This is a genomic window from Bradyrhizobium sp. WBAH42, assembly GCF_024585265.1.
Taxonomy (GTDB): domain Bacteria; phylum Pseudomonadota; class Alphaproteobacteria; order Rhizobiales; family Xanthobacteraceae; genus Bradyrhizobium.
Genome location: NZ_CP036533.1, coordinates 1270679 through 1293922 on the forward strand (window position 1 = coordinate 1270679; position 23244 = coordinate 1293922).

Consider the following 23244-nt stretch of genomic DNA (forward strand, 5'->3'; position numbering starts at 1 on the left):
ACATCTCCCTGTGGTTATGGATCCCGGATCTGCGCTTGCGCTTGTCCGGGATGACAGCGGAGTTTGTAGCGCCTCACATCTCGCCGGTGATGAACGGATTGGTCATCCGCTCCTGGCCGATGCTCGAGCCGGCGCCATGGCCGCAGATGAAGCCGACGTCGTCGCCGAGCGGCAGCAATTTCGTCTTGATCGAGTCGATCAGCGTGGCGTGACTGCCGCCGGGCAGGTCGGTGCGCCCGACCGAGCCGGCGAACAGCACGTCGCCGACATGGGCAAAGCGCAGATCCTTGTTGAAGAACACTACGCTGCCCGGCGAGTGGCCCGGGCAATGCAGGATGTCGAAGTGCAGGTCGCCGATCGACACGCGCTCGCCCTCGTCGAGCCAGCGGTCGGGCGTGAAATCGCGTCCTCCGGTCATGCCGAAGCGCGCGCCGCTCGCCACGACGTTGTCGAGCAGGAACTTGTCCGCGACATGCGGACCCTCGATCGGCACCTTCAGCGCATCGCGCAGCTCGGCTGCGCCGCCGACGTGATCGATATGGCCATGGGTCAGCCAGATCTTCTCCACGGTGACGCCGGTTTGCTTGATCGCATCCAGAATCTTCGGCACGTCGCCGCCGGGATCGATCACCACGGCCTTCTTGGAAGGCTCGTCCCAGATGATGGTGCAGTTCTGCTCGAACAGCGTCACGGGAACGATGATCGCGCCCGCCTTGGCTTGCCGGGATTCTTGGGTGTCGTTTTGCTCGGTCATGGCCTCACAATGCCGATTTTTGCCGGGCCGCCAAGCAAAAGATTCGTGCCCGCGCCGGGGAACAACCGTCACACGGCCGTCCCAATTGGCCTGCCAATTTGAACCGGGGCGTTGCTGTCGCGTTCTCCCGCGCAAGGCGGCGGATTTGGGTGGTCTTCGGCATGGCTCACGACAACGAGAATTGGTGGCGCGACGGCATCTTCTATCAGATCTATCCGCGCTCGTTTCAGGACTCGAACGGCGACGGCGTCGGCGATCTCGCCGGCATCCTGCAGCGGCTGCCTTACGTCAAATCGCTCGGCGTCGACGCGATCTGGCTGTCGCCGATCTTTCCCTCGCCGATGGCGGATTTCGGCTACGACATCTCGGACTATGTCGGCATCGAGCCGCTGTTCGGCACGATGGCGGATTTCGACGCATTGCTCGCGGCCGCCCATGACAATGGCCTGAAGCTGATCCTCGACCTCGTGCCGAACCACACCTCCGACCAGCACCCCTGGTTCGTCGAGAGCCGGTCCTCGCGCGACAATCCCAAGCGCGATTGGTACATCTGGCGCGATCCGGCAGAAGGCGGCGGCGTGCCGAACAATTGGCTGTCCGAGTTCGGCGGCAGCGCCTGGGCGTTCGACGAGGCCACCGGCCAATATTACTACCACGCCTTCCTCGCCCAGCAGCCGGATCTCAACTGGCGCAATCCGGACGTCCGCGCCGCGATCTACGACGTGATGCGGTTCTGGCTGGACCGGGGTGTCGACGGCTTTCGCGTCGACGTGATCTGGCACCTGATCAAGGACGCCGAATTCCGCGACAACCCGCCCAACCCGCATTATGTCGAGGGCCGCCCGCCGAACGAGAGGATCCTGACGCAATATTCCACCGACCAATCGGAGGTGCACGATGTCATCGCCGAGATGCGGCGTGTCACAGATTCCTATGGCGCGCGCGTCCTGATCGGCGAGATCTATCTGCCGCTGCACCGGCTCATGGCCTATTACGGCAACGATCTCACCGGCGCGCAGATGCCGTTCAATTTCGCGCTGCTCTCGACCTTCTGGAGCGCCCGCTCGATCGAAAAGATCATCGAGGATTACGAGAAGGCGCTGCCGCGCGGTGCCTGGCCGAACTGGGTGCTCGGCAACCACGATCGCCCGCGCGTCGCGAGCCGCGTCGGGCCAGAGCAGGCCCGCGTTGCCGCCATGCTGCTGCTGACGCTGCGCGGCACGCCGACGCTTTATTACGGCGACGAGATCGGCATGCACCAGCTCGCGATCGCACCGGAGGACGTGCGCGATCCCTTCGAGAAGAACGTGCCCGGCATCGGAGTTGGCCGCGACGGCTGCCGCACGCCGATGCAATGGGATTCCTCGAACTTCGCCGGCTTTTCGCAAGCAAGGCCGTGGCTGCCGCTGCCGGAGGACCACATCCGCGAGAACGTCGCTAATCTCGAATCCGATGCGCGCTCCATCCTCAGCCTCTACAAGCGCCTGATCGGCTTGCGGAAGAGCTGTCCCCCGCTGGTCGCAGGCGATTATCATCCGATCGCCGCGCAAGGCGATCTCCTGATCTACCGCCGCGAGGCCGCCGGCAAGGCCGTGATCGTGGCGCTCAATCTCGGCCCCGATCCGGTCGCGGTGACCACCAGCGCGATCCGTTTCGGCAGCAGCATCCTGCTGTCGACGTTCCTGGATCGCGAAGGTGAGGAGATCGAAGGCGTGCTGAACCTGCGCGGCAATGAGGGCGTGGTGGTGGCGTCGCCGTAGGCGTCGCTTTCGCCGGGAGAACGGCGGAGAAGGTGGCCACCGCTATCTCCCCGTCATTGCGAGGAGCCCTTGCGACGAAGCAATCCAGAGTCTTTCCGTTGAAAAGATTCTGGATTGCTTCGCTGCGCTCGCAATGACGATCGTTGAAACAGCGGAGCTAGCGACGGCGTCTCGACCTCACCCCGGATGCTTCTTCCCGTCCATGGCGTCGTCGTCGATATCGCTGCGCTTCAACAGATAGTCCAGCCCGCCGACGCGATACCAGCGGTAGCCGTATGGCTCCAGCACGATGCGATGCTGGCCGCGCTTGTCGGCGTGGCTGTGGTCCTCCGCGAGCAGATTGATCAGGTGCGCGCCGGTCTCGCCCGACAGCCCTGTCGAGAACGCGACCTCGCGCGGCTTCTCGTCGAGATTGTGCACGAACAGCACCGAATTGTTGCGCCAATCGTAGCGCATGATGAACACCGCGGGATCGCGCACGGGAATGATGGTGAAATCGCCCCAGCCGACCTCGGGCACTTCCTTCCGCATGCGGATGATGCGCTCGGTCCAGTTCAGCATGGAGTTCGGATCGCGCCGCTGTTTTGCGACATTGAGGTGCGGAAAGCCGTAAGGGCCCTCGTCGATGACGGGACATGCGGGCTTGTCGCTCTTGGTGAAGCCGCCATGCGGCTCGGTCGACCATTGCATCGGCGTGCGCGCGCAATTGCGCTCGGGCAAGGAGAGATCGTCGCCCATCGCGATCTCGTCGCCGTAGCGGATCACGGGCGTCCCCGGCAGCGTGCACATCAGGCTGTAGGCGAGCTCGAGCCGCCTGCGGTCGCCGCCCAGCATCGGCGCGAGCCGCCGGCGGATGCCGCGGTCGTAGAGCTGCATGTCCTTGTCGGGTCCGAACGCTTTGAACACGGTGTCGCGCTGGGTCTTGGTCAGCCGCCCCAGATCGAGCTCGTCGTGATTGCGCAGGAACAGGCCCCATTGCGCCGTCGCCGGCCGCGGTTTTGTTGCTTTCAGCGCCTTCGCTAGCGGACGGCCATCCGCGGATGCCAGCGCGTAGAATAGGTGCTGGTTGACGTGGAAGTTGAACATCATGTGCATGCGATCGCCGTCGCGCCCGAAATACTTCATGTCCGTCTTCGGCAGCACGTTGGCTTCGGCGAGAATGATGGCGTCGCCCTGCCGCCATTGCAGGAATTCGCGGAAGGCGCGCAGCATGTCGTATTGTTCGACCGGCTTTTTCACCTTCGCGCCTTTGGTGGCGATGATGAAGGGCACGGCGTCCATGCGGAAGCCGGAGACGCCGAGCTGGATCCAGAAGCCCATGATCTTCAGGATCTCGGCCTGCACATGCGGGTTCGAGGTGTTGAGATCCGGCTGGAAATCGTAGAAGCGGTGGAAGTAATACGCGCCCGATTCCTTGTCGCGCGTCCAGGTCGATTTCTGCACGCCGGGAAACACCATGCCCTTGTTGGCACCGGCCGGCTTCTTGTCCGACCAGACGTACCAGTCGCGATAGGGCGAGGTCTTGTCGCGCCGCGCTTCCTTGAACCAGCGGTGCTGGTCCGAGGTGTGGTTGACGACGAGGTCGATGATGACGCGGATGCCGCGCTGCTTGCAGCCATGGGTGAACTCGACGAAATCGCCGAGCGTGCCGTAGCGAGGATCGACGCTGTAATAGTCGGCGATGTCGTAGCCGTCGTCGCGCCCGGGCGAGGTCTGGAACGGCATCAGCCAGATCGTGGTGATGCCGAGCCCGTGCAGATAATCCAGCCGCCGCAACAGGCCCTTGAAATCGCCGACGCCGTCGCCGTTGGCGTCCATATAGGAGCCGACGGACAGGCAATAGATCACGCCGTTCTTGTACCAGAGATCGTCGATCATGCGCGAGCCGCTCGGTGGGTGGTTCCGCCCGGGTGCGGCGGCTGCGTGATAAGTGTTAAGGCCGAGCGCGGTTCCGCGCTCTCACGTCACACTCGCTGTCGTCCCGGGGCGCGCGCAGCGCGAGCTATGATGCGCAATTGCGCATCTGAGGACCCATAACCACAGGCAGCAATTTTGCGAAGACTCGGAGTTACCCGCTTTGCCCCACACGTCGCCCCGTGGCTATGGATTCTCAGATGCGCAATTGCGCATCATAGCTCGCGCTGCGCGCGCCCCGGAATGACGGGCGAGATGGAATCGGCTATCCTCCCCGCCATGGACAACACCGCCCGCATCACCCTCGTGCCGCCGCCGGATCGCCGCCAGTCGGAGACGGCGCTCGCCATCGCGCGCGGCACCGCGCGTCTGCTGCGCTCGCTCGGCTTCTCCTGCATCAGCGAATTGCCGCTGCCGTCGGGCCGGCGTGCCGATCTCGTCGCGCTGAACGAGCGCGGTGAGATCTGGATCGTCGAGATCAAGTCGTCGGTCGAGGATTTGCGCGCCGACCAGAAATGGCACGAATACCGCGCTCATTGCGACCGGCTGTTCTTCGCCTTCACGCAGGATCTGCCGTGCGAGATCTTCCCCGAAGACACCGGCCTGATCATCGCCGACGCCTACGGCGCGCACCTGCATTGCGAGGCGCCCGAGCACAAGCTCGCGGCCGCCACGCGCAAGCAGATGACGGTACGGTTCGCGATGGCGGCGGCCCTGCGGATCAACCGCCTGGTCGATCCGCAGGGCCACGCGGATTTTTGGGAATAGCAGGCGCCGCAAAAAAGGTGCCGTAGGGTGGGCAAAGCGTAGCGTGCCCACCAAACTAGTCGATCATGATAGGAGAGACACGGTGGGCACGGCGCTGCGCGCCTTTGCCCACCCTACCGACACCTTTACCTCGGCGCGCGCTTGGCCAGGATCCGCTGCAAGGTGCGGCGGTGCATGTTGAGCCGGCGCGCCGTTTCCGAGACGTTGCGGTTGCACATCTCGTAGATGCGCTGGATGTGCTCCCAGCGGACGCGGTCGGCCGACATCGGGTTGGCCGGCAGCTCGGATTTCTCGGTGTTGGTCGACAGCAGCGCGGCGACGACGTCGTCGGCATCCGCCGGTTTGGAGAGATAATCGATCGCGCCCATCTTCACCGCGGTCACCGCAGTGGCGATGTTGCCGTAGCCGGTCAGCACGATGGCGCGTGCATCCGGGCGCTTCTTCTTCAGCGCCGAGACCACGTCGAGGCCGTTGCCGTCGCCGAGCCGCAGATCCACCACCGCGAAGGCGGGCGCCGATTTGCCGATCTGCGCAAGGCCATCCGACACCGTGTCGCATGACGTGACGGCAAAGCCCCGTGTCTCCATGGCGCGCGACAGCCGCTCCAGAAACGGCTTGTCGTCTTCCACGATGAGAAGCGAGCGGTCGGTCTGTTCGTTCAGTTCGGCAATGGCGTTCAAGGTTGTGTCCTCTCTCCAGCACATTGACATATGGCGTCGCAATCGCGCGGTGCCAAGGCAGCAAATGGTCGACCCGGCCCGTTGTGCGACGCAAGGTCGCGGCTATCCTATTGTTTCTTCGAGCGTCTCGATAGCCTCAAAACGCTGTCTCGGCCATGTGATCTGCACCACCGCACCATGGTCCGGAAAGATCCGGTTGGTAAACGAGACCTTGGCGCCGGTGCGTTCCAGCAAGGTGCGCGCGATGAACACGCCGAGGCCGAGGCCGCGCCGTTCGCCGCCGCCGTCGTCCTGGGAGCGCCGCCGCGACAGATAGGGCTCGCCGATCCGGTTGAGGATATCGGGCGGAATGCCGGGTCCGTCGTCGGAGATCAAGAGCTCGATATGGTCATTGTTCCACCAGGCATTCACCTCGACCGTGGTGCGGGCGAAATCGACCGCGTTCTCGACGATGTTGCCGATGCCGTAGAGGATCGCGGGATTGCGTGAGCCGACCGGCTCGGCCGCCGCGGCCACCGCGATCCGCACCTTGATCTCGACGCCGAAATCGCGGTGCGGCGCCACCACCTCCTCGATCAGCTCCGACAGCTTCATGTGGTCGAACGGCGCGCCGGTGGAGGAGAGCTGGGTGATCTTGCTGAGGATGTCGCGGCAGCGCTGGGTCTGCTCGCGCAAGGTCTTCAGGTCGGCGGCGATGCTCGCGTCCTTCACGGTTTTTTCCAGCTCGCGCGAGATCAGGAAGATCGTCGCGAGCGGCGTGCCGAGCTCGTGCGCGGCCGCGGCAGCAAGGCCGTCGAGCTGGGTCAGGTGCTGCTCGCGCGTCAGCACCAGCTCGGTCGCGGCCAGCGCGTCCGCGAGCTTGCGCGCCTCCTCGGTCACCTGGAACGAGTAGAGGCTGGTGACGCCGATCGCGAGCGCGATCGAGAGCCAGACGCCGACGAGATAGATCGGCGGCAACACCAGGGGATCGTCGGAATCCCACGGCAGCGGAAAATGATAGAAGAACAGCACCGACGCGCAGGCCACTGCGAGCAGGCCGAGGCCGAAGGTGAAGCGGGCCGGCAGCGCCGTGGCCGAGATCAGCACGGGCGCGAGGAACAGGAACGAGAACGGGTTCTGCAGCCCGCCGGTGAAGAACAACAGGCCCGCCAGCTCGACGATGTTCAGCGCGAGAAGGCCGGCCGCCTGCAGCGGCTCCAGCCGCCGCATCGGATTGGCCGCGGTCTGGAGCGCGAGGTTGAGCGCCGCCGACAGCGCGATGATGCTGACGCAGGGGATGATCTCGACGTTGAACTCCAGCCCCTGGGCCACGATGAAGATCGCCGCGAGCTGGCCCAGCACCGCGAGCCAGCGCAGCCGCAGGATCGTGTCCAGCCGGATATGCCGCTGCGCGTGGCGGAAGTCGGAATCGGCAATTTCGGTCATATCGGCCAATGTAGCGGCGCCTTCCAAGGTCACGAACGCTGGGCTTGCGGAACCGCCCGCGGAGGAGCCCTTACATCAAGCCTTGCGCTCGCCGATGCAATAGCAGAAGAACGGCCAGCATGACCGAGAATGGCAAGGCTTCAAGTCGGCCGACTGTCGCGGATCGAAATTCGTCCGCGGCAATTGCGGTCGAGCACCTCGTCAAGGTCTACAAGCAGACCCGCGCCGTCGACGACATCTCCTTTTCGCTGCCGCGCGGCAGCATCACGGGGCTTCTCGGCGGCAATGGCGCCGGCAAGACCACGACCATCGCGATGATCATGGGCCTGGTGCTGCCGACCTCCGGCCGCGTGCAGGTGCTCGGTCATGAGATGCCCGACGAGAGCGCGTCCGTGCTGGGACGGATGAATTTCGAGAGCCCCTATGTCGACATGCCGATGCGGCTCACGGTGCGGCAGAACCTCACCGTGTTCGGCAAGCTCTATGCCGTGAAGAACCTCACTGAGCGCATTACCAGGCTCGCCGCCGATCTCGACCTCGGCGATTTCATCGACCGCGCCAACGGCAAGCTCTCCGCCGGGCAGAAGACCCGCGTTGCGCTGGCGAAGGCGCTGATCAACCAGCCCGAGCTGCTGCTCCTGGACGAGCCGACCGCCTCGCTCGACCCCGATACCGCCGACTGGGTGCGGGCGCATCTGGAGCAGTACCGCCGGGACAACAACGCCACCATTCTCCTCGCCTCGCACAACATGCTCGAGGTCGAGCGGCTCTGCGACCGCGTCATCATCATGAAGCGCGGCCGCATCGAGGACGACGATACGCCCGAGGCGATCATGGCCCGCTACAACCGCACCACGCTGGAGGAGGTGTTTCTGGACGTCGCCCGCGGCCGGGCAAACGGCGCGAAGGAGGCGGTGCGATGAGGGGGCTCCTATGTCGGTCCTCGTCATTCCGGGGCGCGCGGAGCGCGAGCCCGGAATCCATAACCACAGGCCGCTGTAGTCGGGCGAGACGGTCAACTCCGAGTCTTCGCCAAATTCGATCCTGTGGCTATGGATCCCGGGCTCGCGACTTCGTCGCGCCCCGGGATGACGAGCTCCTCCTGGGTACGCGGCGTCGATATGAATGACCTCTCCCTCGCCCGCGGCATCTCCGTGCACCGCATCGGCGCGATGATCCTGCGCTATTGGTATCTGCTGCTGTCGTCCTGGCCGCGGCTGCTCGAGCTGCTCTATTGGCCGGCGCTGCAGGTCATCACCTGGGGCTTTCTCCAATACTACATCGCCGAGAACGCCAACTTCTTCGCGCGCGCCGGCGGCACGCTGATCGGCGCCGTCATCCTCTGGGACATCCTGTTCCGCGGCCAGCTCGGCTTCTCCATCTCCTTCCTGGAGGAGATGTGGGCGCGCAACATCGGCAATCTCATGATGAGCCCCTTGAGGCCGATCGAGTTTCTGCTGTCGCTGATGGTCATGAGCCTGATCCGGCTTGCGATCGGGATTATTCCGATGACGCTGCTTGCGCTGTTCCTGTTTCACTTCAACGTCTATGCCCTTGGCCTGCCGTTGATCGCGTTCTTCTGCAATCTGATCTTCACGAGCTGGTCGGTCGGCATCTTCGTCTCGGGCCTCGTGCTGCGAAATGGCCTCGGCGCCGAGAGCATCGTCTGGACGTTGATGTTCGCGATCCTGCCACTCGCCTGCGTCTACTATCCCGTCAGCGTGTTGCCGGTCTGGCTGCAATACGTCGCCTGGGCATTGCCGCCGACCTACGCCTTCGAGGGAATGCGCGCGCTGCTGATCGAGCAGACTTTTAGGACCGATCTGATGCTGGAGGCGTTGGTGATCAACGCGATCCTTTTGGTTGCATCTTTTGGGGCATTCCTTGCCCTTTTGCGCAGCGCAAAGCGGCACGGCTCGCTGCTGTCCGGCGGTGAATAACGTCACTTTCCCGTGGATTCAGGCTGGTTTGGGCGTTTCGGGCACGTAGATGTACGGAACCATGGATTGACGCAATATTACGCATTCGGCAGTATGCTGCGATGCGAAGAGGATATTAACGATGCCCATTGGTGAGTTCGGCGGCGCGCCGCCCCTGGCGGCAGAAGGCAGTCCAGTCCTGACGACGCCGATGTACTGGATGTACGAGATGGCGCACGCCTCTCTCAATCCGGCTCGTGCGGTCACCGACGCGACCAAGCTGCTGTTTCAGAATCCCCTCAATCCCTGGTCGCGTACCGAGGTCGGCAAGTCGGTCGCCGCGGCCTGCGAATTGTTCGAGCGCACCACGCGCCGCTACGGCAAGCCGGAATGGGGCCTCAACGACACCGAGGTCAACGGCATCCGCGTCCCCGTCGAGATCCGCTCGGTCTGGGAAAAGCCGTTCTGCAAGCTGCTCTACTTCGATCGCAAGTTCGCCCGTCCGTTGCGCAGCCCGCAGCCGCGCGTGCTGATCGTGGCGCCGATGTCCGGCCATTATGCGACGCTGCTGCGCGGCACGGTCGAGGCCTTCCTGCCGGCGCATGAGGTCTACATCACCGATTGGGCCGATGCCCGCATGGTGCCCTTGAGCGATGGCCGCTTCGATCTCGACGACTACATCGACTATGTCATCGAGATGCTGCATGTGCTCGGCGGCAACACCCATGTGATGGCGGTGTGCCAGCCCTCCGTGCCCGTCGTCGCGGCCGTCTCGATCATGGAAGCGCGGCGCGATCCGTTCGTGCCGACCTCGATGACGCTGATGGGCGGCCCGATCGACACCCGCCGCAATCCGACCGCGGTGAACAACCTCGCCCAGGAGCGCGGTATCGACTGGTTCCGCAACCACGTCATCACCAAGGTGCCGTTTCCGCATCCGGGCATGATGCGCGACGTCTATCCGGGATTCTTGCAGCTCAACGGCTTCATCAGCATGAATCTCGACCGGCACATGGATGCCCACAAGCAGCTGTTTGCCCATCTGGTGAAGGGCGACGGCGACCTCGTCGACAAGCATCGCGACTTCTACGACGAATATCTCGCGGTGATGGATCTGCCGGCCGAGTATTACCTGCAGACCGTCGACACCGTGTTCGTGAAGCACTCGCTGCCCAAGGGCGAGATGACCCATCGCGGAACCCGCGTCGATCCTTCCAAGGTCAAGCGCGTCGCGTTGATGACGGTCGAAGGCGAGAACGACGACATCTCCGGTCTCGGTCAGACCGAAGCGACGCACACATTGTGCAGCGCGATTCCCGATCATCGCCGCGTTCATTACGTCCAGAAGGGCGTCGGACATTACGGCGTGTTCAACGGATCGCGATTCAAGTCGGAGATCGTGCCGCGGATTCACGACTTCATGGTTTCGGCTGCGAATCCTGCTTCGTTGCAGGCCCTCGCGGCTGAATAACCTGAATTTCGGCTTTCCCGTCGAAATTTCGGCCCCTGCCAAGGCCTTCGGCAGGGGCAAGTTCCCGCCAGATTCGCGGTATTTAGGTAGCTTTATAGGAGTGAGTCTACCCTCACCCCTTGGGGGTGTCGCATGCGTCCAGCGGGGGCGAAAAAAGCCGGTTCCAACCCCAGTCTGTAGGGTCTCCCGGACGCCGGACCGCTGTATATTGGGCAAATGATTTGTTTTTGCGCCGAGCGCTTTCCCTGGCGGCGGTTATGGCAGAATCCGGGCGCTCTCCTGCCCCCCGGACTGACAGACATGGCCACTCGCGCACTCCTCTATCGTCGGCCCCACGAACCAAAGACCCTCGTCATCACCCACGGATCGCAATTTTTTGCGATTCGGCTGCGTCGGCACCGCCGAGCGCGCCGCTACACGCTCAGAATTCATCCGAGCGACCGCGAAGCCATCCTCACCATGCCGCCGCGCGGCACGCTTGCCGAAGCAAAAGACTTCGCACAGCGTCACGGTGCGTGGATTGCCGCGCGTCTCGGCCGCTTGCCGAAGGCCGCGCCGTTCCAGCCGGGCACGGTGATACCGCTGCGCGGCACGGCGCATCGCATCGTTCATCGCGCCGGTCAGCGCGGCACGGTGTGGACCGAGATGCGCGACAGCGGTGAGCGCATTCTCTGCGTCGCCGGCGGCCTCGAGCATGTCGACCGCCGCGTCAGCGACTTCCTCAAGCGCGAGGCCCGCCGCGACCTGCAGCGCTCGGCGGAAGCCTACGCCGCCGAGCTCGGCGTCAGGGTCAAGCGGCTCTCGATCCGCGATCAGTCCAGCCGCTGGGGCTCCTGCACCTCGGCGGGCTCGCTGTCGTTCTCCTGGCGCCTGATCCTCGCCCCGCCCTTCGTGCTCGACTACCTCGCCGCGCACGAGGTCGCCCATCTCGTCGAGATGAATCATTCGGCGCGGTTCTGGCGCGTCTGCGGCAAGGTCTGCCCGTCGATGGAGCGCGCCAAGAAGTGGCTCGACACCTACGGCAACGATCTGCATCGGTACGGCGTCGAGGATTAGGGTTCGCTGATGGCACCTTGGGAGGTGTCATCGCCCGCGCAGGCGGGCGATCCAGTATTCCAGAGGCCTTGGTAATTGAATCGATAGGCCGCGGCGTACTGGATCCCCGCCTTCGCGGGGAATGACAGTGGAGGGTGAAGGGACATCACCGCGTCTCGCTCGATTCTCGCCACATTTCGCGACGATTGCGCCGTTTGCCTGACTAACCCCGTCGCATCAAATGCTTCGAGTGATCCACCACGCGTCACGCCGGACTCGCGTTCTACTGTGCATGGGGTTGTTTTCGCAGTTTTTGTTGTGAGGCGCCGAAGGGCCTCAGCCTGCGGCTACCGATTCCCGCCAAACAGCCGATCCATCAGCCAGCCATCGAGCCCGGCGGCTGCCTCGGGGCGCACATTGGCGCGCGTCGGAGGCGGCGGGCGATAGCCGCCGGCGTTCGCTTGCGGCGGAGGCGCCGGGGTCGGCGGCGACACCTGCGAGGCCGCCTGCGCGAGGTTCGACAGGCCCCAGCCGCTAGGCGAGCTCGGCAAGGCTGCCACCGGCACGCCGTCGAGCGCGGTCTTCATGAAGCGCGACCAGACTTCCACCGGCAGGCCGCCGCCGGTCGCCTTCTTGGTCGGCGAGTTGTCGTCGTTGCCGAGCCAGACGCCGGTGACGAGGCTCGCGGTGTAGCCGATGAACCAGGCGTCGCGGTAATCCTGGCTGGTGCCGGTCTTGCCGGCCGCCGGCCAGCCCGGGATCTCCGCCTTCTTGGCTGTGCCCGATATCAGCGTCTCCCGCATCATCGCATTCATCATACCGACATAGCGGGGGTCGATGACCTGGTTACGTTCCTCCGGCTGGCGCATGTAGAGCAGCTTGCCGCTGAGCGTCCTGATCCTTGTGACGACATGCGGCGCCACCGCGAGGCCGCCATTGGCGAACGGCGCGTAGGCGCCGACCAGCTCGACGACTGAGACCTCCGACGTGCCGAGCGCGATCGAGGCGTTGGGTTCGAGCTTGGAGGAGATGCCGAGCCGGTGCGCGGTGCGCACCACGTTCTTCGGCCCGACCTCGAGGCCGAGGCGGATGGCGACCGTGTTGAGCGACATCGCCAGCGCCTGCGTCAGCGTCACCGCGCCGAAATATTCATGGGTGTAGTTCTCAGGTCTCCAGCCCTTGACCTCGATCGGCGCATCCTGGCGCATCGTATCGGGCGTCAGCCCCTGCTCGAGCGCGGTGAGGTACACGAACGGCTTGAACGAGGAGCCCGGCTGGCGCCTGGCGGTGACCGCGCGGTTGTACTGGCTGTCGGAATAGTTCCGACCGCCCACCATGGCGCGCACGGCGCCATCGGGCGTCATCGCCACCAGCGCGCCCTGGCTGACGTTGAACTTCACGCTCTTGGCCGCGAGCTCGTCGATGATGGCGGCTTCGGCGACGCTCTGCAGCTTCGGATCGATCGTGGTCTCGACCTTGATGCTCTCGTCGATCTGGCCGACCAAATCGTCCAGCACCTCGCCGATCCAGTCGGCGACGTAGTTCACCGTGCCGGCGCCCGCCGGCTTCACGTTGTAGGAGGGATGGCCGATCGAGGCCTTCGCCTGCGCGTCGGTGATGAATTTCGCATCCGCCATCGCCGCGAGCACGATCTGCGCCCGCGCTTCGGCGCCTTCTGGGTTGCGGTTCGGGGCAAGGCGGGACGGCGATTTGACGAGGCCGGCCAGCATCGCGGCCTCCGCGACCGTCACGTTCTTCGCCGACTTGCCGAAATATTTCTGCGCCGCCGCCTCGACGCCGTAGGCGCCGGAGCCGAAATAGACGCGGTTGAGATAGAGCTCCAGGATCTCGTCCTTGGAGTGCTTGCGCTCCAGCCAGATCGCGAGCTCCACCTCCTGCAGCTTGCGCTGCAGGGTGCGCTCCTGGGTCAGGAACAGGTTTTTCGCGAGCTGCTGCGTCAAGGTCGAGCCGCCCTGTGACACGCCGCGATGGAGGACGTTGGTGACCAGCGCGCGCAGGATGCCGACAGGGTCGATGCCGAAATGCGAATAGAAGCGGCGATCCTCGATGGCGATGAACGCCTTGGGCAAATACGGCGGCAGATCCTTCAGTGCGACATTGGCGCCGGCCATCTCGCCGCGCTGCGCCAGCATGCTGCCGTCGATGCCGACGATCTGGATCGTCGGTGGGCGCTTGGGGATTTCCAGCGACTGGATCGGCGGCAAATGGGCGCCGACATAGATCACGACGCCGATCACGGCGATGACGCCCCACAGGCTCAGCACCGCGCCCCAATAGACCAGGCGGCCGAGGCCGGCACCGAAGCGCGACTTTGATCGCCGCTTGGCGCCGCTGCGGCTGGCTGGCGCTTTGCGCTCGCGCGGCGGCTCGTCGCCGGCATCCTCGCTCTTGCGCTTGGCGGATGGTTTGGCAGATTTCTTCGGCTTGTCGTCGCCGCCGGGAACGCGGTCCGCGGCGGTCAGGCGCAGATCGGCGAGCGCCGCGGGCAAGCCGAACAGCGGCTCCTTCCGCGCACCCTTTTTCTTTCCCCACGCCATACGCCAAACGCCCGGTCAGCCCGCCCCGCCGAGACGCTAGCGGTCGCTGTTTAAGGCCGGGTTACCCCGGCGTTAACGCGCGATTAGGAGATGCGGCATTCGCCGGCCGCAGTTCCGCTTCCGGGGCGGCAAGGCTAGGATCGCCGGCTCCAATAAGGAGAGGGAGCGCCATGGGCCATATCGATCCGACCAAGGAGATCTTCGCGCAATTCCGGGAGAACGATCGCCCGGGCCCGATCCAGATGCTGAACCTGGTCCGCCTGCGCAAAGAGGCTGCCTATCCTGACGGACGCAAGGCCAGCGGCGCGGAAGCCTATGCGGCCTACGGCCGCGAAAGCGGCCCGGTGTTCGAGCGTCTCGGCGGCCGTATCGTCTGGCAGGGCAGGTTCGAGCTGATGCTGATCGGCCCGCAGGAGGAGCGCTGGGACCATTGCTTCATCGCCGAATATCCGAGCGTCGCCGCCTTCGTGGAGATGATCCGCGACCCCGTCTATCGCGAGGCGGTGAAGCACCGCCAGGCCGCGGTCGAGGATTCGCGGCTGATCCGGCACGCCGTGCTGCCGGTCGGGAAGAATTTTGGGGAGATACCGATCTGAACGCCAAGTAGGAAGCTCTCTCGATCGTCATGGCCGGGCTTGACCCGGCCATCCACGGCTTCCTTGACGACCCAAGAACGTGGATGCCCGGGACAAGCCCGGGCATGACGTCGTTGAGGCAGGCGCGTCGTCTCTTCGCCTAGCCGGACGGGCCCGTGTCCTCGATGATCGGTCCGAACAGCTCCCAGCGTTCGCCGTTGAACTTCATCATCTGCATCTGCTTGTTGACGCGATAGTCGTTCGCGCCGGTGTTGATCTTGATGCCGGGCAGCCCCAGGCTCGGTACGAAGCCCTTGATGCTGGCGGCCTGCTTCATGACGTTCTCGCGCGTCAGATCGTCACCGCATTGCTTCAAGACCTGCACCAGCAGCTCGGCGACCGAATAGGCGTAGGTGTTGACGGTGTTGAGCTTATCGCCTTCCGGGAAATACTTGTCCATGAAGGCGAAGAAGGCCTTCACGCCCGGATCGTCCTTCCACTGGGGATCGCCCGGATCCTTGCCGTAGTTGGTCGAGATGATGCCCTTGGAGATGTCGAGGCCGGCCGGCTTCAGCGTCGCCGACACCGGGCTCGCGTTGATGTCGAGGATGTGCACGGGTGTCCAGCCGAGGTCGGCGAGCTTCTTGATCGCCTGCGCCGCGAATTTCGGCGTCGAGGCGTCATAGAACAGGTCGACGCCCATCGACTTCAGCTTGACCACCTGCGAGTCGACGGTCGGGTCGGTCACCTCATAGGAGACCTCGCCGACGATCATGCTGGCGGCCTTGTCGCCGAGGCCGCTCTTGAGGCCGGCGAGATAGTCGCGGCCCATGTCGTCGTTCTGGTAGAGCACGCCGATCTTGGCGTTGGGATGATTGGCGAGAATGTATTTTGCGTAGATCCGTCCCTCCGACACGTAGTTCGGATTGTAAGCCATGGTCCAGGGATAGTTCTGCGGATCGTTGAAGCGGGCGGCGCCGGTCGAGGCGAGCAGCTGCGGCACCTTCTTGCCGTTGAGGTATTTCTGCACGGCGGCGTTCGCGGCTGTGCCGATCAGCTGGAAGGTGAAGAGCACCTCGTCGCCTTCGACGAGCTTGCGCACCTGCTCCACGGTCTTCGGCGGCGAATAGGCGTCGTCATACTGGATCAGGTTGATCTTGCGGCCGTTGATGCCGCCCTGATCGTTGATCATCTTGAAATACGCGGCCTGGGTCTTGCCGATATTGGCATAGACGGAATAGGCGCCGGAGAACGGCACGGTCTGGCCTATCTTGATCTCGGTGTCGCTAGCGCCGGTGTCGTATTTCTTCTGGGCGAGCGCCTGGCTGGTCGAGACGGCGACGGCGAACGCCGCCGTGGCCGCTATGAAGGCTCTGCGATTGTTCATGTTGGTTAGTTCCTCCTGACGGAATTTTAGGCCGATGGTCTTTCTCCGTTGATTGCAACGGTCGCCATCGCTGCCGAAGATTGTGGAGGAAGCTTCGCCGCAGTGCAAGGATCGCGGCGCTGCGCCGTAGCGTCTCAGGCGAGAAACAGTGCAATCAGCGCGATTGCCGCCGGCAACGCCTGCACCATCAGGATCCGCGTGCTGACGGTCGCCGCGCCATAGGCGCCGGCCACCATCACGCAGAGCAGGAAGAACGCCTTGATCTGGAACGCGAAGGCCGGGTTGCCGTGGACGAGGCCCCAGATCAGGCCGGCAGCGAGAAAGCCGTTATAGAGGCCCTGATTGGCGGCCAGCACCTTGGTGATCTCGGCCTTCTCGGGCGAATTCCGAAACACCTTCAGGCCCAGCGGCTTGTCCCAGAGAAACATCTCTAGCGCCAGGAAGAAGACGTGCAGCGCGGCGACCAGCGCCACCAGAACATTGGCGATCAGGATCAAGGTGAGCTCCCCCAAAAGCATCAGCTTTCGGGTGGACGTTAGCACGGCCACCATGGCAAGTGCGATCGATGTGTTTCGACCGCCTGGTGCTGCATGCCCATCCGATCAACCAACCTCCCTGAACGCTTCGGCCTCGATCGCCTGGCGACGCCGATCGGGACCGCGCTGCTGGTCACCGATGCCGAGGGCAAGCTGCGGGCGCTCGATTGGCATGATTACGAGCATCGGATGCGCGAGCTGTTGCGTCTGCATTACGGGACGGTCGATCTCGGCGATCGGCCGGCGCCGGCAGAGATGCGCACCGCGCTCTCGCGTTATTTCGAAGGCGAGCTCGGCCAGCTCTCCGGCATCGCCTGGCGCACCGCCGGCACGCCGTTTCAGCAGAAGGTCTGGACCGCGCTGGCGCAAATTCCCGCCGGCACCACGCTGAGCTACGGCGCGCTCGCCGCAACCATCGGCATGCCCAACGCGATTCGCGCCGTCGGCCACGCCAACGGCTCCAACCCGATCAGCGTGGTGCTGCCTTGTCACCGCCTGATCGGTGCGGACGGCTCGCTGGTGAAGTACGGCGGCGGCCTCGCGCGCAAGCGCTGGCTGCTGCGGCACGAGGGTGTGGAGGTTTGAAGACGCAACGCGCCAACCCCTCCACTCGTCATTCCGGGGCGCGCGAAGCGCGAACCCGGAATCCATTCACCGGCACTGTCGGTGTTGCTTGATGGATTCCGGGTTCGCCGCTGCGCGGCGCCCCGGAATGACGAGTGGAGAGAATCCCCCGATCGCTCGTCACGCCGCGGGCTGCACCGCCTTGTCGCCGGCCATCACATGGGTCAGCGCGCTCTTGATCGCGGCCTGGCGCGTCGGCGCGTTGATCTGCGCGCCCAGGAGGTCGGTGACGTAGAACACGTCGCGCGCGCGCTCGCCGAAGGTCGCGACATGGGCTGACGCAATGTTGAGGTTGAGCTTGGAGATCGCTGTGGTCAGCTCGTAGAGCAGGCCGGGCCGGTCGAGCCCGGAGACCTCGATCACGGTGTAGCGATCTGACCATTGGTTGTTGATGGTCACCTCCGGCTCGATCACGAACGGCTTTGCCTTGCTGCGCACGGTGCGCCGCGCCACCACTTCGGGCAGGCGCAGCTTGCCCTCCAGCACGTCCTCGATCATCTCGCCGATGCGCGTGGCGCGCCGTCCCTCGTCCTCGTCGCGATCGTATTCGCGCGAGATCGAGATGGTGTCGAGCGCACGGCCGTCGGTCGTGGTGTAGATCTGGGCGTCGACGATGTTGGCGCCGGCCGAAGCGCAGGCGCCCGCGATGATCGACAGCAGCCAGGGATGGTCGGCGGCGAAGATCGTCAACTCGGTGACGCCGCGCACCTCGTCGAAACCGACATTGATCGCGAGCTTGTGGCCGGCCTGCTCGCTGGAGCGGACGAAACGGGCGTGCCGGATCTTGCGCGGCAGCTCGACCTTGAGCCAATAGGCCGGATAGTGCCGGCCGATATAGGCATCGAGCTCGTCCTTCGGCCATTCGGCGAAGGCCATGCGGAACTCGGTGTGCGCAACGGCGAGGCGCTTGCCGCGGTCGACTTCCGAGAAGCCGCCGGTCAGCACCGGCTCGGTCTCGTAGTACAGCGAGCGCAGGAGCTGCGCCTTCCAGCCGTTCCACACGCCCGGGCCAACGCCGCGGATGTCGGCGGTGGTCAGGATGGTCAGGAGCTTCATCTGCTCCACCGACTGCACCACGGCAGCGAAATTCTCGATGGTCTTGCGATCGGAGAGGTCGCGCGACTGCGCGACCGTGGACATCGTCAGGTGCTCCTCGATCAGCCAGGCCACGAGCTCGGTGTCGGCCGGGCTGAAGCCGAGCCGCGGGCAGAGCCGCCGCGCCACCTTGGCGCCGGCGATGGAGTGGTCCTCGGGCCGGCCCTTGGCGACGTCGTGCAGCAGCGTTGCGATGTAGATCACCGCGCGGTGCTCGGGCCGGATCTTGCGGAACAAGTCGCTCGCCAGCGCGAACTCCTCGATGCCGCCGCGCTCGATGTCCTGCAGGAAGCCGATGCAGCGGATCAGGTGCTCGTCGACGGTGTAGTGATGATACATGTTGAACTGCATCATCGAGACGATCTTGCCGAAGGCGCGAATGAAGTGGCCGAGCACGCCGGTCTCGTTCATCCGCCGCAGCACGATCTCGGCATTGTCGGAGGTCAGGATCTCCATGAACAGTCGGTTGGCTTCGGGATTTTCGCGCAAGCCCGCGTTGATCAGGCCGAGCGAGCGCGTCACGTCGCGCATCGCGTCCGGGTGGAAGGCGAGGTTGTTCTTCTGCGCGAGGCGGAAGATGCGGATCAGATTGACCGGGTCGTGCTTGAACACGTCGGGCGCGGCGACGTTGATGCGGTTGTTGTCGACGATGAAGTCGTCGCTGTCGGGGACGCGCCGCTTCACCGCGGTCGGTCGCAGCCGCGCCATCACCCGGCTCAGCACCGGCGCGGGCTTGGCCTGCTGGTCCTCGAGCTTGGCGCAGAGGATGGCGGTGAGGTTGCCGACTTCCTTGGCGACCAGGAAGTAGTGCTTCATGAAGCGCTCGACGTCCTGCATGCCCGGATGCGAGGTGTAGCCGAGACGTATCGCGATCTCGCGCTGGAGATCGAAGGACAGGCGCTCCTCGGCGCGGCCAGAGTAGAAGTGCAGATTGCAGCGCACCGACCAGAGGAAGTCGGCGCAGCGGCGGAAGGTGCGATATTCCTGCGCGTCGAACACGCCGCGCCCGACCAGCTCGTGGGTATCGCGCACGCGGTAGACGTATTTGGCGATCCAGAACAGCGTGTGCAGGTCGCGCAAGGCCCCCTTGCCGTCCTTGACGTTCGGCTCGACCAGATAGCGCGACTGGCCGCCGCGGCGATGGCGCTCCTCGCGCTCGGCGAGCTTTGCGGTGACGAATTCGGACGCGGTGCCCTGCACCACCTCCTTGTCGAAGCGCTCGACCAGCTCGTCGTAGAGCGGCTTGTCGCCGGTGAGGAAGCGCGTCTCCAGGATCGCGGTGCGGATCGTCATGTCGCCGCGCGCCTGCCGGATCGATTCGTCGACCGAGCGCGTGGCGTGACCGACCTTCAGTCCCATGTCCCAGAGGCAATAGAGGATGGCTTCGGCGACCTGCTCGCCCCAGGCGGTCTGCTTGTAGGGCAGGATGAAGAGCAGATCGATGTCCGATTCCGGCGCCATCAGGCCGCGGCCGTAGCCTCCGGTCGCCACCACCGCCATGCGCTCGGCACCGCTCGGGATCGGCGAGCGGTAGAGATGGCGCGTCGCGGCCGAATACAGGATGCGGATGATCTCGTCCTGCACGTGGCACAGCCGCTCGGCGCAGCGGCGGCCGTGGCGGTCCTTCAGAAGGATCGCCTGCGCGGCGGCGCGCGCCGCGATCAGCTCGGCCTTCAGCAATTGCGCCATCGCCGTGCGGAACGCGTCCTCGCGCCCCTCGTGCTTCTCGGCGAGCGCATCGACCGCGGCGGTGATCCGCGCGGTATCGAAGCGATCGTCCACCTCGGCCTTGTGCTCAGTCGCGACGCTGTCCATGTCTCACCGGATATAAGAGGTGACAGGCGCTGTCACCCGCCATTATCTGGCAATAGCCGTTCCATGCTGGAAAGGTCCTGCTTCGGGCAAATCTGTTCTCGGCCGACGCGCTTTCGGAGTGGCGATTTTCTCGTTGACCTCTGGATATAACTCATTGAAAAACAATGAAGTTTTCAGGAGGCTGAGCATGGCTGGGATTGCACGAATTATTGTTCTGGCGGGAGCTTTGGCGCTCGCATTGACCCAAGCGGCGAAGGCGGCGGACCCGCTCAAGGAGATCCGCATCGACTGGGCGACCTACAATCCGGTGTCGCTGGTGCTGAAGCAGAAGGGGCTCCTGGAGAAGGAGTTCGCCAAGGACGGTATCACCGTCACCTGGGTGCAGTCGGCCGGCTCCAACAAGGCGCTCGAATTCCTCAACGCCGGCTCGATCGATTTCGGCTCGACCGCGGGCTCGGCGGCGCTGGTCGCCCGCATCAACGGCAACCCGATCAAGTCGATCTACGTCTATTCGCGCCCGGAATGGACCGCGCTGGTGACCGGCAAGGAGTCCAAGATCGCCGGCGTTGCCGACCTCAAGGGCAAGCGCGTTGCGGTCACGCGCGGCACCGACCCGCACATCTTCCTGGTGCGCGCACTGCTCGGTGCGGGCCTCACCGAGAAGGACATCACGCCGGTGCTGCTCCAGCACGCCGACGGCAAGACCGCGCTGATCCGCGGCGACGTCGATGCCTGGGCCGGCCTCGATCCGATGATGGCGCAGGCCGAGGTCGAGGAGGGCGCCAAGCTGTTCTATCGCAAGGCCGACGCCAACACCTGGGGCATCCTCAATGTGCGCGAGCAGTTCCTGAAGGATCAACCCGACATCGCGCGCCGCGTCCTCGCGGTTTACGAGGAGGCGCGCAAATATTCGCTGGCGAATTACGACGAGCTGAAGAAGACCTTCATCGCGGTGACGAAGCTGCCCGAGGCCGTCGTCGACAAGCAGCTCAAGGAGCGCACCGAGCTCACCCACAGCCGCATCGGCGCGCCGCAGCGCGAGTCGATCCTCGCCGCAGGCCTTGCGCTTCAGCAGGCCGGCGTCGTCGATGCCAAGGTCGACGTCAAGGCGACGCTGGATGCATTGATCGACGACCAGGTTCCGCTGCCAACGAATTAGCTCGCAGGGAAGAGGCAAGCGCGCGCAATAGAGACCGCCGCCGTCCCGGGGCGCGAAGCGAGCCCGGGACGACAGGCGAGGGCGCGGCGATAGTCCTGTTGCATTCCACAACCAGACGCGCTTCCTACCGGCTATGATCTCCGACGCGCCAGTCCTGCAGCAAACCCCTGATACAGCCGAGAGCGCGCCTGTGCCCTCACGGCTGTCGCGTTACGCGCGGCCGCTGCTGGGAGTGGTGCTGCCGCTGACGCTCGCGTTGGGCTGGGAGCTCGTGGTGTGGCTCGGCTGGTCCAACGGGCGCCTGGTGCCCCCGCCTTCGCGCGTGTTTGCTACCATTACCGAGCTCGCCCGTTCCGGCGAGCTGGTCCGCCACATCACGGCGACGCTGTGGCGCGTCTCGCTCGGCTTCGCCTTCGGCGTGGTCGCGGGCACGCTGTTAGGTGCCATCTCCGGTTACTGGTCGCTGGCGCGCCGGCTGCTCGATCCGACGGTGCAGGCGTTGCGCGCGATTCCCTCGCTCGCCTGGGTACCGCTGTTCATCCTCTGGCTCGGCATCTTCGAGACCTCGAAGATCGCGCTGATCGCGGTCGGCGTGTTCTTCCCGGTCTATCTCGGCGTCATGGGCGCCATCCTCTCGGTCGATCGCAAGATCGTCGAGGTCGGCCGCACCTTTCGCCTGTCGGGACCCGCAATGATCCGCCGCATCCTGCTGCCGGCGGTGCTGCCGGCCTATGTCGTGTCCTTGCGCGTCGGTCTTGGCCTCGGCTGGATGTTCGTGGTCGCAGCCGAATTGATCGGCGCCTCCGAAGGGCTCGGCTATCTCCTGCTCGACGGCCAGCAGCTCGGCAAGCCCGCGCAGATCCTGGCCGCCATCGTCATCTTCGCCATGCTCGGCAAGCTCACCGACTGGCTGATCGAGCTTGCCGCCGCACCGTTCCTGCGCTGGCAGGACGCCTTCGGGCGGGCAAAGGGAGCTTGAGGCGATGCTGGCGCTCGACCGGGTCAGCAAGACCTATCCCAACGGCGTCGAGGCGCTGGCGCGCTTCTCGGCCGAGATCAGGCAAGGCGAGATCATCGCCATTATCGGCGGCTCCGGCTGCGGCAAATCGACATTGCTGCGCGCCATCGCCGGCCTCGATCGCGCCAGCTCCGGCACGGTGACGCTCGACGACGAGGCGATCGGCTCGCCGCATGCCAAGATCGGCATCATCTTCCAGGAGCCGCGGCTGCTGCCCTGGCTCAGCGTCGCCGACAATATCGGCTTCGGCCTTGCCGGCCTGCCCGCGGCCGAGCGGCACGAGATGGTCGCGCGTGCGCTCGCCCGCGTCGGCCTCGCTGATAAGGCGCAGGCCTGGCCGCGCGAGCTGTCGGGCGGACAGGCGCAGCGCGTCGCGATCGCCCGCGCGCTGGTGCCGCAGCCGGAGGTGCTGCTGCTCGACGAGCCGTTTTCCGCGCTCGATGCCTTCACCCGCAGGGATTTGCAGGACCATCTGCTCGACCTCTGGGCCGATACGCGGCCGACCTTGATCCTCGTCACGCATGACGTCGACGAGGCCGTGGTGCTGGCCGATCGCGTGCTGGTGATGCGGCCGCGGCCGGGGCGGCTGTTCGATCAGATCGAGATCAATCTCGGTCGGCCGCGCGACCGCAATTCGCCGCTGTTCGAGAATTTCAAGCGCAGTGTGCTGACGTCACTCGACCGGTCGCTCGACCGCAACGTTCCCGACCGCGACGCAACCCAGGGTCCCGGTCAGGCCATGTGGTGGTGA

The 23244-nt window shown here is 64.9% G+C and carries 19 protein-coding genes; 11 read left to right on the top strand and 8 right to left on the bottom strand.

Going from position 1 to position 23244, the window contains the following annotated elements; all coding sequences use genetic code 11:
- Positions 1-73 precede the first annotated feature (73 nt).
- A complete protein-coding gene (locus DCG74_RS05990; protein ID WP_172787922.1) occupies positions 74-754 on the bottom strand; it encodes an MBL fold metallo-hydrolase in 681 nt (226 codons plus the stop codon).
- Between the two features lie 161 nt (positions 755-915).
- Here DCG74_RS05990 and DCG74_RS05995 point away from each other — a divergent pair, with 161 nt between their 5' ends.
- On the top strand, positions 916-2514 hold the full coding sequence (locus DCG74_RS05995; protein WP_172787921.1) for an alpha-amylase family glycosyl hydrolase: 1599 nt from the start codon (positions 916-918) through the stop codon (positions 2512-2514).
- A 177-nt stretch (positions 2515-2691) separates the two neighbouring features.
- Here DCG74_RS05995 and DCG74_RS06000 read toward each other — a convergent pair whose 3' ends face one another.
- A complete protein-coding gene (locus DCG74_RS06000) occupies positions 2692-4392 on the bottom strand; it encodes an alpha-amylase family protein (RefSeq protein WP_172787920.1) in 1701 nt (566 codons plus the stop codon).
- A 315-nt stretch (positions 4393-4707) separates the two neighbouring features.
- Here DCG74_RS06000 and DCG74_RS06005 point away from each other — a divergent pair, with 315 nt between their 5' ends.
- Complete coding sequence (locus DCG74_RS06005; protein ID WP_172788010.1) at positions 4708-5196, top strand: MmcB family DNA repair protein; 489 nt, start codon at positions 4708-4710, stop codon at positions 5194-5196.
- Positions 5197-5321: 125 nt separating this feature from the next.
- Here DCG74_RS06005 and DCG74_RS06010 read toward each other — a convergent pair whose 3' ends face one another.
- Both DCG74_RS06010 and DCG74_RS06015 read right to left on the bottom strand, forming a co-directional pair.
- The gene (locus tag DCG74_RS06010; protein WP_271505019.1) at positions 5322-5876 is read right to left on the bottom strand and encodes an ActR/PrrA/RegA family redox response regulator transcription factor; all 555 of its coding nucleotides are present in this window, start codon (positions 5874-5876) and stop codon (positions 5322-5324) included.
- Between the two features lie 102 nt (positions 5877-5978).
- Positions 5979-7301, bottom strand: coding sequence for an ActS/PrrB/RegB family redox-sensitive histidine kinase (locus tag DCG74_RS06015; RefSeq protein ID WP_172788009.1), 1323 nt, complete (start codon positions 7299-7301; stop codon positions 5979-5981).
- Positions 7302-7420: 119 nt separating this feature from the next.
- On the opposite strand from DCG74_RS06015, the gene DCG74_RS06020 reads away from it, so the two are divergent.
- From DCG74_RS06020 to DCG74_RS06035, 4 genes are all read left to right on the top strand, one after another.
- Positions 7421-8224 (top strand): ABC transporter ATP-binding protein, encoded by an 804-nt coding sequence (locus tag DCG74_RS06020; RefSeq protein ID WP_172787918.1) that lies wholly within the window; start codon positions 7421-7423, stop codon positions 8222-8224.
- Between the two features lie 198 nt (positions 8225-8422).
- Positions 8423-9241 carry an ABC transporter permease gene (locus tag DCG74_RS06025; RefSeq protein ID WP_172787917.1) on the top strand — a complete coding sequence of 273 codons (819 nt, stop codon included), beginning with the start codon at positions 8423-8425 and terminating at the stop codon, positions 9239-9241.
- A 121-nt stretch (positions 9242-9362) separates the two neighbouring features.
- On the top strand, positions 9363-10691 hold the full coding sequence (locus DCG74_RS06030; RefSeq protein ID WP_172787916.1) for a polyhydroxyalkanoate depolymerase: 1329 nt from the start codon (positions 9363-9365) through the stop codon (positions 10689-10691).
- A 216-nt stretch (positions 10692-10907) separates the two neighbouring features.
- Positions 10908-11747 carry a M48 family metallopeptidase gene (locus tag DCG74_RS06035; RefSeq protein ID WP_172787915.1) on the top strand — a complete coding sequence of 280 codons (840 nt, stop codon included), beginning with the start codon at positions 10908-10910 and terminating at the stop codon, positions 11745-11747.
- Between the two features lie 326 nt (positions 11748-12073).
- Here DCG74_RS06035 and DCG74_RS06040 read toward each other — a convergent pair whose 3' ends face one another.
- Positions 12074-14284 carry a transglycosylase domain-containing protein gene (locus DCG74_RS06040; RefSeq protein WP_172787914.1) on the bottom strand — a complete coding sequence of 737 codons (2211 nt, stop codon included), beginning with the start codon at positions 14282-14284 and terminating at the stop codon, positions 12074-12076.
- Positions 14285-14454: 170 nt separating this feature from the next.
- On the opposite strand from DCG74_RS06040, the gene DCG74_RS06045 reads away from it, so the two are divergent.
- Positions 14455-14880 carry a DUF1330 domain-containing protein gene (locus DCG74_RS06045; RefSeq protein WP_172787913.1) on the top strand — a complete coding sequence of 142 codons (426 nt, stop codon included), beginning with the start codon at positions 14455-14457 and terminating at the stop codon, positions 14878-14880.
- A gap of 139 nt (positions 14881-15019) precedes the next feature.
- Here DCG74_RS06045 and DCG74_RS06050 read toward each other — a convergent pair whose 3' ends face one another.
- Together DCG74_RS06050 and DCG74_RS06055 are read right to left on the bottom strand one after the other, a co-directional pair.
- Positions 15020-16246, bottom strand: coding sequence for an ABC transporter substrate-binding protein (locus DCG74_RS06050; RefSeq protein WP_172787912.1), 1227 nt, complete (start codon positions 16244-16246; stop codon positions 15020-15022).
- Between the two features lie 134 nt (positions 16247-16380).
- On the bottom strand, positions 16381-16764 hold the full coding sequence (locus DCG74_RS06055) for a DUF1304 domain-containing protein (protein ID WP_246708945.1): 384 nt from the start codon (positions 16762-16764) through the stop codon (positions 16381-16383).
- Between the two features lie 72 nt (positions 16765-16836).
- On the opposite strand from DCG74_RS06055, the gene DCG74_RS06060 reads away from it, so the two are divergent.
- Positions 16837-17367, top strand: coding sequence for a methylated-DNA--[protein]-cysteine S-methyltransferase (locus DCG74_RS06060; protein ID WP_172787910.1), 531 nt, complete (start codon positions 16837-16839; stop codon positions 17365-17367).
- Between the two features lie 159 nt (positions 17368-17526).
- Here the strand turns inward: DCG74_RS06060 and DCG74_RS06065 are convergent, their stop codons facing one another.
- Positions 17527-20316, bottom strand: a complete 2790-nt coding sequence (locus DCG74_RS06065; RefSeq protein WP_172787909.1) for a [protein-PII] uridylyltransferase — start codon at positions 20314-20316, stop codon at positions 17527-17529.
- 187 nt (positions 20317-20503) lie between these two features.
- Here DCG74_RS06065 and DCG74_RS06070 point away from each other — a divergent pair, with 187 nt between their 5' ends.
- The 3 genes from DCG74_RS06070 to DCG74_RS06080 all read left to right on the top strand — a co-directional run bounded on the left by DCG74_RS06070 (position 20504) and on the right by DCG74_RS06080 (position 23244).
- Positions 20504-21475 (top strand): aliphatic sulfonate ABC transporter substrate-binding protein, encoded by a 972-nt coding sequence (locus DCG74_RS06070; protein WP_172787908.1) that lies wholly within the window; start codon positions 20504-20506, stop codon positions 21473-21475.
- Between the two features lie 133 nt (positions 21476-21608).
- Positions 21609-22454 (top strand): ABC transporter permease, encoded by an 846-nt coding sequence (locus tag DCG74_RS06075; RefSeq protein ID WP_172787907.1) that lies wholly within the window; start codon positions 21609-21611, stop codon positions 22452-22454.
- A gap of 4 nt (positions 22455-22458) precedes the next feature.
- Positions 22459-23244: an ABC transporter ATP-binding protein gene (locus DCG74_RS06080; RefSeq protein ID WP_172787906.1), complete on the top strand. Its 786-nt coding sequence runs from the start codon at positions 22459-22461 to the stop codon at positions 23242-23244.